7 protein-coding genes are annotated in these 12,620 nt (G+C 45.5%); 2 read left to right on the top strand and 5 right to left on the bottom strand.

What is annotated here, in order from left to right; translation table 11 throughout:
- Nucleotides 1–3: 3 nt before the first annotated feature.
- Both G327_RS0115885 and G327_RS0115880 read right to left on the bottom strand, forming a co-directional pair.
- The gene (locus G327_RS0115885) at nt 4–1,521 is read right to left on the bottom strand and encodes a DUF1800 domain-containing protein (RefSeq protein ID WP_019615788.1); all 1,518 of its coding nucleotides are present in this window, start codon (nt 1,519–1,521) and stop codon (nt 4–6) included.
- A gap of 270 nt (nt 1,522–1,791) precedes the next feature.
- The gene (locus G327_RS0115880) at nt 1,792–2,775 is read right to left on the bottom strand and encodes a LysR substrate-binding domain-containing protein (RefSeq protein ID WP_019615787.1); all 984 of its coding nucleotides are present in this window, start codon (nt 2,773–2,775) and stop codon (nt 1,792–1,794) included.
- A gap of 130 nt (nt 2,776–2,905) precedes the next feature.
- Between G327_RS0115880 and G327_RS0115875 the strand changes: the two genes are divergently transcribed.
- Nucleotides 2,906–4,108 (top strand): multidrug effflux MFS transporter, encoded by a 1,203-nt coding sequence (locus tag G327_RS0115875; protein ID WP_019615786.1) that lies wholly within the window; start codon nt 2,906–2,908, stop codon nt 4,106–4,108.
- A 208-nt stretch (nt 4,109–4,316) separates the two neighbouring features.
- The gene (locus G327_RS0115870; RefSeq protein WP_026339396.1) at nt 4,317–7,397 is read left to right on the top strand and encodes a DUF2339 domain-containing protein; all 3,081 of its coding nucleotides are present in this window, start codon (nt 4,317–4,319) and stop codon (nt 7,395–7,397) included.
- 4 nt (nt 7,398–7,401) lie between these two features.
- On the opposite strand, the gene G327_RS0115865 is transcribed toward G327_RS0115870, so the two are convergent.
- From G327_RS0115865 to G327_RS0115855, 3 genes are all read right to left on the bottom strand, one after another.
- Nucleotides 7,402–8,424, bottom strand: coding sequence for a hypothetical protein (locus G327_RS0115865; RefSeq protein WP_019615784.1), 1,023 nt, complete (start codon nt 8,422–8,424; stop codon nt 7,402–7,404).
- 274 nt (nt 8,425–8,698) lie between these two features.
- Complete coding sequence (locus G327_RS0115860) at nt 8,699–10,381, bottom strand: NAD-dependent malic enzyme (protein WP_019615783.1); 1,683 nt, start codon at nt 10,379–10,381, stop codon at nt 8,699–8,701.
- 189 nt (nt 10,382–10,570) lie between these two features.
- Nucleotides 10,571–12,415, bottom strand: coding sequence for a hypothetical protein (locus tag G327_RS0115855; protein ID WP_019615782.1), 1,845 nt, complete (start codon nt 12,413–12,415; stop codon nt 10,571–10,573).
- Nucleotides 12,416–12,620: the final 205 nt, after the last annotated feature.

Here is a 12,620-nt window from a genome sequence, read left to right as displayed (position 1 = left end):
CTATTACTCCGGACTGAAAAATTCAGGTGACGTTACAGCGACATACAGGGTGTTTCTTACCCTGAGATGAGCATATGCGCCCTGCAGTTCAACAGTAAGCATATAGTTGAGATATTCCGCTAATCCTTGTGATATTAAACCGCCGAATAAGCGCTCGTTAATCAATGCTATATACTGCTCGGGAAATGCCTGCAGTGCTTCAAATTCAGCCGCATCCCAGATCCAGCTTTTTTCGTTAGGTTGAGCCCATGCCGCATAAATATTTGCCCATAAACGATTGTGAATACGGCGCATATTATCTGCTGTCAGTATATAAAATTCCGGTGAAGTCAGGTTATTCTCTGCCAGTTCTCCCTGGGGAGTAAAGTCCGGCGTATAAAAATTAAATACACTCGGGGAGGTTAACGGAGACTGTCCTAAGTGAGCCTCGGTATACTGATAGTCCCACCAGCGCGGACCCGATGACTCCATAGCAAATGCTCTAGCCAGATTGGCGACTGCAATAATCGGCTCATGTACCCGTCCGAAGGTGTTTTTTCTCTGCAGATCACCGGATTCGGCAAAACCGTTGAGCACATCGCTGTCGGTCAGTACTGCGGTCAGTACCGCCTGCAGGTCTCCTCTAATACCGTCTGCATTGCTTCTAAATACATCCGCCACACGCAGAATATACTGTCTGCGCGGGTTACTGGTAACAAAACGTTTGATTAACAAAGTGGCAATAAATGCCGGGGTATTATCGTGATTAAAGAGCAGATCCAATGCCTGCTGCATGTCTTGTTCAGCACTTTGGCCGGCAGGGAAAGAGGTGCCGAGTATCTCTTTTGCTTCGTTGTCGTGGCGCCCGTTATCAGCATACATAGGAGCAAAAAGATCATTGCTGCGCCAGCCGGTGAAGGCTCTGGCCAGCTCTTCGACATCATTTTGAGAATAAGTCGGAATCTTATTACCCTGTGCATCTAGTTTCGGCCAGCCGTTCGGCTGCAGTTCCCATAACCCTAAACTGAACAGCTGCATAATTTCCCGGGCAAAGTTCTCATCTGGAAAAGTGTTTTTATCAGTATTTGTTTTTTGACTGCCTTCCAGCGTCAGGTATTTGCCCATTACTGAGCTTAAAGTGATCTCTTCCAGCAGATCCCGGAAATTACCAAAGGCGTGTTTGACTAGAATATCGTAATAATTAGCCAGCTCAGCATGGCGGTTGCCTACGCCGTGTTTTGATACAACAAATATCTGACTTAACGTATAAGCCATTCTTTGTCTAAGCTGGTCATCTGCCTGTATCGTTCTCTGCCACCACGCTCCGGTGCGCATATTGTCATTCACCGATTCATCACTTAGGGCCGCGAACTCCTGCGCTTTAGGCAGATGATAAGAAGGCGGGGCCGCTGTCTGCTGCTCAAACCAGGTTTCAATTCCTATTTTCTGTAAATTGTCGATTTCGCCTTTTTTCGGACCAAAAGTTGCGCGGTATAAAAACTTGGCATACTGCGCTCTCTGCTCATTAGCATCGTTTTTCATTTTATCTCCAGCATTATTATGGTGCAGATTATGCTAACCGAGAGCTGGATTTTACCGGCATGAAATATAGTGAAAAAAAGTGAAAAAAAGTGAAAAAGCACCGGCGGCAGGGGCCTGTGCTTGTTTTAATTGTGTACTTGGTTGACAATCAATGAGTTAAGTGAGTTGTTGTTTATCACTTAGTGAACCACCCGCCTGACAGATTTTTATCGCCAGGCGGCCTGAATAGTCGGCTTTTGCTTTAGAGAGGGGCTGTCTGTCTTATTGTCATTAAAATTTATGCTGCTGCCCAGCCTCCTGCTGCATTGCCTGCGCCGCAGTTTCACAAATAGTTTCCCGCAGCCATTTATGCCCGGGTTCGTCATTATTACGTTTGTGCCATAACAGAACATAAGCAAGCGGTGAAAACTCTATTGGCAAAGGCAGCTGTACTAACGGATAAAGTCTCTGCGCATGTGCTACAAAACTGGACGGCAGGGTAACAATCAGATCGCTGTGTGCACAGGCGCTGACTGCACCGTAAAAATCCGGCAGGGTGGTACTGATCTGACGATGTCTGCCGGATTCTGCGAGATGATAATCTAATGCCCACCAGTCATTGCCTTCACAGCGTATCTGTACATGTGACATGTGCAGATATTTATCCAGATCCCAGGGCTCTGTTTTTAATACCTCTAGAATCGGGTGATTCTGACGTACTAGACAAATCTGTTTGTCGGTAAACAATGTGGTCTGGGTGATGCCGTCGGGCAGGTTATTCAGTCTAAAGTCAGATGTTGGATGCAGATCCCGGGCGGTAATCCCCAGATCAATCTGCCCTTGCTGCAGCCCCTGCATTGATTTCTCTGTCCAGCCGTAAGAGTTCAGCGTAATATTAGGTGCCTGACGCAGAAGCGGGCCGATATAATAAGGCAGCAGGGTATCGTAAGCACTTTCGACCATAGCGAAAGAAAACTGGCGATGGCTGCTGGAGGGAGTAAAACCAGGCGGCAGGGTAACCTGATAAAGCCCCTGCAGAATACCCGGCAGCTGCGATTTTAACTGTAGCGCGTGGGTGGTGGGTTTCAGGCCGTGAGCACTGCGTAAAAAAAGCGGATCATCTAAGGTATCCCGCAGCCGGTTAAGACTTTTACTCAGTGCAGACTGGCTAAGGTGCAGGCGGCTGGCCGCCCGGGTAACACTCTCTTCTTCAAGAAGTATCTGTAGGATGACTAATAAGTTAAGATCAATGCGGGCTAGTTTATCAATATTCATAGATATTCCTTAAAGGAAATTAGGTTTGGACATTATACCATTATGATTCATATCATAACCCGGCTAAACTGCGCTGCATAGCCTGACAGGCTGTCACTGTGTTATTTAAAGAAAATTACAGAGGAATACAATGCGCAAAAATATATTACCAGTACTGATGACTATGGTGGTTTTAAGCCCCTTGGCTATCGATATTTATTTACCTTCTATGCCGGTTATGGCGACAGAATTTAATGTTTCTGCCGGCGAAGTGCAGTCTACTTTAGTATTGTTTTTATTTGCTATGGGCATAGGGCAGATTCTGATCGGTCCGCTGGCGGATCGTTTCGGGCGTCGTCCGATCGCTATTGCCGGTATTCTACTTTACGGACTGAGCAGTTTAGTCGGTGCTGCGGCGGTGCAGTTTGAATGGCTGCAGATTGCCCGGGTACTGCAGGGAATTGCAGCTTGTGCAACTTCTATCGTGGTATTTAGTGCGGTACGTGACAGTTTTAACAGTCAGCAGAGTGCGCATTATTACAGTTATCTGAACGGTGTTATCTGTGTGATCCCTGCGTTAGCTCCAACCTTAGGCGGGCTGCTTGCGCTGCAGTTCGGCTGGCGTTCAACTTTTATATTTATGGCCCTGTTTGCAATACTGGTACTGCTGATTGTTTTATACAAGCTGCCTGAAACACGCCCGGAAAATACCGATACCAGCGGGCGGCTATATCATTGGGAACGTTTTAAGCCTGTACTGCGTGAAACGCACTTTATGTTTTATGCTTTGACCTGCATGGTAGGTATGGCGTCTATTTTGACTTACGTATCCTATGCGCCTGACTGGCTGATAAGGCACCTGGGTGTTTCTGAATTAGGCTTCAGTGCATTATTCGGGCTGAATGCAGCGGTTAATATTGTCGCCTGCTTCTGTGCACCTATGGTGATTAAGCGCTTCGGCAACCGCCCGACGGTTATTCTTGCCTTATTGACCCTGTTAGCTTCAGCTGCACTGCAGTTTATTGCGCAGCAGTGGGGGCCTGATGCAGGTCTAGCAGCTGCATTCAGCTTTATGCTGCCTATGATGCTGCTGTGTATTGGTTTTGCATTATTGCTTGGACCGGCTACCAGCATGGCGCTGTCAGCATTCGGTGAACGAGCTGGTACAGCTTCAGCAATGCTTGGTTGTATTCAGATGAGCGGTGCAGCCCTGCTTGCCGGACTGATCCAGCAGACTGGATTAAGTGCACCTTACGCAGTTATTGTGCTGATGGGCGGTTTATCGCTAGGTCTGCTGCTGATGATGTTAATGCCGCGTTTTAATCACTGGCATCAAGAGCAGTTCGCAAGTTAATAATAAAACCGGGCATTCCCTTATTACCAGGGGATGCCCGCTTATCTCTATAGTGGTCTTTCTTCCTGGCTAAAAAATTTTTAGCACTTCTACCATAAGCTTCTTATCTCAAAACAATGCCGCCAAATATAATATCCCTAGCTCTAGAAACAATAGGCAACTACACTCTTCTCAGTAAAAATAGATAGTTATGATTCGGGATGAGGTTATGCAGTTAAAGGATGAACTATTACATCTTAGAGCCGAGCTCGATTTGCTTCGGACTTCGCAGGATAAACAACAGCAGAATATAAATAAGCGTTTTGATGATTTAAGCCTTCGCCTAGAGCAGTTAAGTTTGTTGTCAGACAGCAGCATGCCGCCTTCTTCGACAAAGCAGTCAAGAAAGACTGTGCAGCTGGCTATAAAAAATGGTCATGCAGCTTTTCAGGCTGATAAAAATGAAACACTGCGGCCGGGTATCGAAAAAATCACCGCAGATATTTTTTTCAACAGTGAAGAAAGTATCCGGGAGCAGAATAACGACAAGACGCAGCCGGAGCTGAGGGGGGAAATTACTCGTGAAGCCGTTATTCAGCTTGGCCAGTCAGGTCTACTGGGCCGCTTAAGCGAATTTGGCGGTGCGTTATTCGGACCTTTTAGTGCTGTTAGTGCTCAAATCCACTCTTTTTACAAACATTATCAACAACGTGGTTTAGGGCCGGTTTTTCTGATGACGGTTGTCGGAATTATTACCCTGACCGTTGGTTTTGCCTACCTGCTGCAGTATTCGATCAATAACTGGTTTTCTGAACTGGCAAAGGCATTACTAGGATTTACCGCCGCAAATGCAGTTTTACTTCTTGCTGTCTTTATCCGTAAAAAACGTCCCGGTATGGAAGATTTTTCTTCGGGACTGGTTGGTCTTGGGCTGATTCTTAATTATTTGTGCACTTACTTTATCGGCCCCTATTTTGAACTGATTCCGAGCAGTATGAGTTTTCTTTTACTGCTGCTGATCACCTCTGCCGGGTTTGTTATTTCCATGAAACTTGAAACCCGGGTGATTGCGGTTGTTGCCCTGCTTGGTGGTTCCCTTGCTCCAATTATGCTGCTTTTCGACAGTCAGGCACCGCTGCTTTACCTGCCTTACCTGCTGCTGATCGGCTGCTGTGCTGTGGTGCAGAGCCGTATGCTTAACTGGCCGGCATTAATGGAAGTAACCGCCTTAGTACATATCGCCTGCATTGAACTGTTTATGCTTTATCTCGGCCGGCCCTTTGCGTCGGTGGACTGGCAGGTGCTGGCAGCACTGTTTTCGGTAAACGTCTTGTTTTATGTTTACGCTTTGACGGCCATCCTTGCTTTTAATAAAAGCAAGCAACTGTCTGAAAAATCAGGTTCTTATAATAAAGTGGTAGGGCTCCTGCCTTTTGCTTTACTGGCCTTTGTGCTGCTGACAATCACTCAGTTAAGTGTATTCAGTGGTGAAATATTTTTAGCTAACAGCTTATTTAGCAGTGCTGGATATCTGTTTTTCCGCAGGTATAAACAGCTGCGTCCCATTCTGCTGGTGTTTGCCGCCAGCTTTGCTGGTTTTGCCGCCCTGCAGCTGGTCAGTCGCGACTTCTTAGGTTTAGTGTTACTGCTGGAAGGGACGCTGCTGCTGTGGTTAGGTGCTAAAGACTCTTATCTGACGGCACGTTCAGAGGCCTATCTGCTGCTGGCCACCGGTCTACTGGTGAATATTGCTGCTTTAAGTGAAACCGTTAGTTTCAGCCTCTTCAATATCAATGATTTTGACTCCTATGCTTTTAGTTTAATCATTTTATCTATGACAGCGGCGGCACTATATACCAGTGCCGCCTTGATGAGAAAGCTGCTTTTTGAGTCTGACCAACTGTTGTTTACAGCGCTTGAAGGGAAAATCTGGATTGTGATTAAAGAGCTGCTTAGCCTGAGTTATGCTACTTGTTTATTGTTTAGTGCCTATCTGCTTAATGATCAGTATTTTGTCAATATCAGCCCGTTAATTAGCCTGCTGCTGCTTTACTTAGCAGCCAAAGATAAGCTCAAACTGACAGAAATAACGGCCTGGCTGCTGTTTTTACCGCTGCTGGCCTTAACGGTGCTGGGTATTATGGATTCCGGAAGCTACAGTTTTACGCATCAGCCGCTTTATGCACAGTTAGCCCGAGTGGAACTATTTGTCTGTTTGTTACTGACTTATTACTGGTATAGACGCTATTTTGCAGACTCAAAGATTATTAAATTAGCTTACCGCCTGCAGCTGCTGTGTTTACTGGCCGTTCCTTTATTGTTCCTGCCGAAAGTATTACGCCTGTTTACTGACTATATCAGCATTGCACTCTGGTTAAGCACTTTTATCAGTTTGATGCTGGCTCGATATATTAAGCATAGAGCTTTGATTTTAGAGGCCAAAATCCTGACCATCAGCGCGATTATTATTACTGCGCTCAGCTGTCTGTTTGAACTGTGGCAGGGGTTAGCCGCATTAGCTGTCGGGGGCTTATTTATGGGCTTTCTGCTGTATCGTTATCTGTATCTAGACCGGATTTTCCAACTTGTGGTGCGCCTGCAGTGGCAGTTAACCCCCTATTATTTTGCGCTGGTTGCGGCGGTTATTACCCATAGTCTAATGAGTTTATGGCAGTCTAACTGGGCGGTGGCAGCTGCTGTATTATGTGCTTATTTTGCTTTACTGCTCCGCAGTAGCCCAACTGTTACGGTATTACGAGCTAGTTATAGCTGCGCTTATGTGCTGCTGTTTGTGTTTGCCGCCGTTCCCGTATTGATGCACAGCCAGCTGTCTTTCAGCTTATCTGTTGAAAGTTTGATATTTGTGCTTTGTGAAATAAGTATACTGTTTATTGTCGGAAGATTAATCTTTGAGCGCGGTGCTGTGGTGCGTGTGCATCGAAAAAGTCTGCCGCTGGATCTGCTGCGCTGGGGCTGGCATATTTTATTAGGCTTGAGTTACCTATTGTGGAGCTATCAGTTGAATCGACTGGCGGCTGCGCCGTTAAGTGCCATTCTTCTGGTAATACACGGCAGCGCTTTAATGTTTATCAGCCTGAGAGTCGGGCGGCAGGGCATGATCAGATTGGCGGGAATTGTGTTTGCATTAGCCTGTATTAAGGTCCTGTTTGTGGATATGGCCAGTTTTGAAATTATCCAGAAGGTTATCGCTTTTATGGTAATAGGCGCGATACTGCTGAGTGTTTCATACTTTTATCAGAAAGTGCGAAACAAACAGCAGGCGAGTGCGATAAATGACAAAACCGTCTAGTTAATCAGGCCTGTTCACCCTGCCAGGTGAAGTGGCGGTTGGGTTTCTGAGTGACAAAGCCTTTTTCCAGCAGGGTAAGAAATATATGGTTCACTTCATCACCGCTGATATCAAGTTTATCAGCAACCGCTTTTTTAGTGCAGCGGATATCACCTGTCAGCAGAACATCCAGTGCTTTTTGAAACAGTATATCGGGACGTGAAACCTGCATCTCTGTTTCATTATGCGCTTCACTGAGCTCTGTTGCTGCCTGCGGTGCAGTCTGAACTGCTGTCGTGTTCTGTTGTTTTTCTTTTTTACGGGCTGCCATAGTACGAATAAATCTCAGTTCTTCACCGATTAAACCGACAAAGAAAGCTGCAAAAAGATCCAGTAATACCGATAAAAATATCACCAGTCCCAGCTGCGCTGTTACCGGGCTGGTATTAAGGCCGTCGGCCAGGCTGCCGATCAGTCCGAATACCGACCCCTGGCTGGCAACGGGTAAATTATCTCTTTGCACCGCCAGTTCAACCTGCTGCTGACGAAGTGCTGCATTTTCTTTCTGAATACGGGCGACCCCTGTTGCAATACGATTCAAGGTAATATATTTCTCAGCCGCCACATTATTTAAATCAATCTGTTTATCAATGGCTGCAATTTGTAAGTCGAAGGCATTAACCTTACTCTGCTGTACATCCACGTGACGCTGTGCGGTATTAGTTGCACTGTTAATACCACCGATACTGCCGCCGATTGAGATGGCTGCTAAAATGGAATAAAAAGTAAATGCAGAAAAGGCTGCTGTTAAATGCCGCCTTGCCATACGTTCACCGAATTCATACCAGGCAAAAAATTTGCCTAATTCGAAAATTACCGCCAGAGAACCGAATAAAACTTTCATCCATGGATCATCGTCTATTGACAGAAACAGCAGCAGGGAAAATATAATGGAAGCTAAAATTGCCGCACCAGTAAAGCTGTATACCACTGTCATTGCAAAAGGGCCTTTTGCATGGCGGATACGTCTCTTTTGTAAATTATTCATGGCATGATTCATCTAAGTGATAATATTTGCCTGTAAGATCAAAGGTCATGATCTTTACTTACAAATATAGGAATAAAAATTGTCGCGCATTGTAGAGGGCGGACTGCAAAAAATCCACTAAGGGCAGGAATTGAGTGTCAATCTATTAAAAAGAGTATAAATTTCATTCGATTAACAACAGAAGTGAGCAAAGGAGAGTTTTAGAAAGCGGTGCTTTTACGTTTAAACTGAGTAAGGAAAAACGTAAAAACAGCGGCTGTTTAGTCAGGAAGCGCTAAAAAGAAGTACGTCGGTAAGCACGATATTTAGGTGTCCAGAAGTTATCAACCAGTCTGCGCTGCAGTACCTGTTCCGATATCGGTAAAGCTAAGCCGTCTGTAATGGCCTGCTGTGCAACGGCAAAGGCGATTGACTTACTGATTTCCTTGATTTCATTTAACGGCGGTAATAATGCACCGCTGGTTTTTTTATAACTCATGGAAGCATCGGCTAATGCCTGGCTGGCGGCCATCAGCATATTATCACTGATCGAGGTCGCTCTTACTGCAAGCACACCTAAGCCGATACCGGGAAAGATATAACTGTTGTTGCATTGAGATACTTCAAACTGCTGATCCTGATAGTGAGTAGGTGCAAACGGGCTGCCTGTTGCTATTATCGCTTTACCCTGGCTCCAGTTCATTATCTCCTGCGGTGTTGCTTCAACACGAGATGTCGGATTAGATAAAGGCAGTACAATCGGCTGATTAACATTTTTACTTAAGGCTGTAATGACTTCCTGAGTAAATAACCCCGGTTGGCCGCTTACCCCGATCAATACGCTGATCTTGCCCTGAATTACCACCTGCTCTATACCCATAGTCTGTTTTTTATCCCAGGAGTCGATATCCTGCACTTTCTGTACAAGTGGTTTCTGGAATGTCTGCAGATCTGGCATTTGATCGGTTAATAGACCATAGCGGTCAACCATAAAGACCTGCCGGCGCGCCTGTTGTTCACTTAAGCCTTCCCGCTGCATCTGCCTTATTATGTGTTCTGCAATGCCGCAGCCTGCGGAGCCGCCGCCTAAAAAGGCAATACGCTGCTCGCTGAGTTTTTCGCCCTTATTCTGGCAGGCCGCAATCAGTGTGCCCACGGAAACAGCAGCGGTACCCTGAATATCATCATTAAAGCAGCACAGTTCGTTGCGGTACTTATTGAGCAGCGGCGTCGCATTGGTCTGTGCAAAGTCTTCAAACTGCAGCAGTACTTCCGGCCAGCGTCGTCTGACTGCCTGAATAAAAAGATCCACAAATTCGTTATATTCCTGGCCGGTAATACGCGGGTGACGCCAGCCCATATACATAGGGTCAGCTAACAGCTGGCTGTTATTGGTGCCGACATCCAGCACTATCGGTAAACAATACGCAGGACTGATCCCCCCGCAGGCTGTGTACAAAGCAAGTTTGCCGATGGGAATACCCATACCGCCGATTCCTTGATCGCCTAGTCCTAAGATGCGCTCACCATCGGTGACCACAATCACTTTTACATTCTGTTTGGTGGCATTCTGGAGCATGTCATCAATTTTGTCCCGTTCAGGATAAGAAACAAACAGACCTCTTTTACGACGGTATATTTTAGAGAACTTCTCACAGGCGAGTCCGACGGTTGGTGTGTAGATCAGCGGCATCACTTCTTCTAAATGATGTTCAATCAGATGATGAAATAATGTTTCATTGGTATCCTGAATATTGCGTAGATAGATATGTTTATCCAAATCTGACTTAAATGCACTAAGCTGCTGATAAGCCCGTGCCGACTGCTCTTCAATGCTTTCAATATAATGAGGCAGCAGGCCGGTTAAATTAAAATGATCCCTTTCTTCAAGAGAAAAGGCACTGCCTTTATTAAGCAGAGGGGTTTCTAATAATGCTGGACCAGCAAAGGGAATGTATAAAGGTCGTTGAAATGGCATAGATCCTCGTTTCAATATCTAGTATGTGAGTTGGTTTTATTGTCAAAATAGATCGACATCTGTCCATACTGCTGGTTTACATTGCATTTACAAGTCGGTTACAAGGTGTTTGCATTACTCGTCATATTAAATACAGTAAAGGTTAGCCGCTTTAGCTTAAAGCGGCTGTGTGTGCGGAGTTTGTGAAGGTTAAACTTGAGGCTCTAAGATCAGTAAGCTGCCCAGTTTCGTGCCGGCAGTTGATTTCTTTTTCGCTGCCCGTTTTGCTTTAAAGCGTGAATCCGCCGCTCTTTCAACCCCTGCCTGTGCATTAGTCAGTGCATCATCGCTGTTATCCGTTGAATCTAAGTAGGCGGCCTCAAGCTCCGGCGGCCTGAACAAATTCGCTAGAGTGCCGCGCATTCCTTCTATGTTAGATTCAGCAAAGTCTGTGATAACGGAAATCCGCCATAATTCTTCGGCAAGATGCTGATAGCTTTGATCTAATATGGCCATGTAAGTGAGCGCTTTATCCTGACAGCGGCAAAGTGCCACTCTGTTGACACTGCGGTCATACTTTTCATTTTTACGTTTTTGATAAGCTTTGCTGGTTAAACGGCTGGCTAATTTATCCCACAGCAGAATTTTAAGGAGCATAGGGTTAACCATAGTTTCGGTATCAAAATCCGTGCCGATACCAGCGGTCACACCTGCTACCATTCTTACTTTCAGATCGCCGCTGCCGCGGACAACGGCTTCAACCTTAGCGTTTATTCCTGCACCGGCGCTTACCGCACCTTCAATTTTGAAGCGGGCAGCATCAATGCTGCGCGCCTTAAAAACGGCTGTTACAGAGCCCTTGGCTTTAGCGCCGATAAACGCACTGCCGCCGATGCTGCCGACAATAAATTCGTCAGCCCCGAGGATATTGCTGCTGTTGAATGCACCGTTTACCTGCGCTTTGACTTCGGCACCGACAAATAAGGATGCTTCGCTCTGCAGTGCAAATAACTGCCCGATACTCAGTTCATGGCTGACTTCAACGACTAAGCCGCATTTTGCCGCCAGTTCAAGATTGACACCGATATCGATACCCGGGACTAGCTGCATCGGTGCAAAACCATTACGGTTTTCCAGTTCTGCCTGTGAAAAATTGGTTTCTTTTGCCAGAGTCTGACTCACACCCGCATTGCCTGTTATGCCTATTTCCGGTTTGCCGGCTCGCCCCTGGGTAACGGTTGCACCGCCATTACTGCCGAATTTTGCATGCATCCCCATTTTCCCCTGGGCGCGTGCTTCAAATCCAGCCTGCATACTGACTTCATTGCGGATGATGTTCTTAAAGTCCCAGGTTCGTTTTATCTTAATTTTGGCTTCGGCAAAAAGATCCAGCGTATTTTCGGTACTCAGTGAGCCGTCTTTTGCCGAAGCTTGATCTTCATAACCTGCCTTAAAACCTTTATGACAGATGGCTGTATATAAACTGCGTTTATGCTGGTCGTTGAGGATCTGCCAGATATTGTTATCCATGCTCTCTTTCTGATCATATAAACTTTTCAGACTGTCAAGCTGTGCATCAATCACTTCAAGTTGTATCCGGCCCAACTCACCATTTCGTACAATATTCGTTTTTAGTGATTCAACGAGTTTTATCTGCTGCAGTAAAAAATTATAGGTGGTACGGTTAATACATTTAAAGCGAATATTTTCCAGCGGCGTTCTGCTTGGACGGACTTCTCTTATTATTTTGCTGAAATGCACTCTAATCTGGCTGCGCAAAACCATCCATACTGGATCATTAGTCACATCAAATGCGCCATAACCATAACTGTCACTTAGCTTTTTATGATGTCTGTACTTCATCGCTTCAAGATTAGAGTAGACGATATCAATGCCTCTCTGCAGATAAGGTGTTGCTTTTATTTTATTGCTTTTAAAGGCTGTATGAAGATTTTTAGTCCATTTCGCAAATTCTCTTGAGCAGACGGAAGGCGGCTGGAAACTGTTATAGGGTTTTAAAATAGAATCGATGTTGAGCTCTAAGGGGTCTGCCATTTTAAATTCCTGAATAGAATTGAGTGGTAAATGCGGTTATTAGAATAACTGCAGCGTACTGTAATTACGGGGTAGGGCATGCCTTTTATTTATAAGGAATAGGAAATTATCGGAGATAATAATGTATTGATTTATCAGTGCTTTGATTTTGGTAAACTAGAGGCCGTAATACTACAGCCTGAAGCACATTTTTTACACCTTCTAT

It is taken from the genome of Psychromonas ossibalaenae ATCC BAA-1528 (genome assembly GCF_000381745.1).
Taxonomy (GTDB): Bacteria; Pseudomonadota; Gammaproteobacteria; order Enterobacterales; family Psychromonadaceae; genus Psychromonas; species Psychromonas ossibalaenae.
This window is presented reverse-complemented; position numbering and strand designations above follow the sequence as displayed.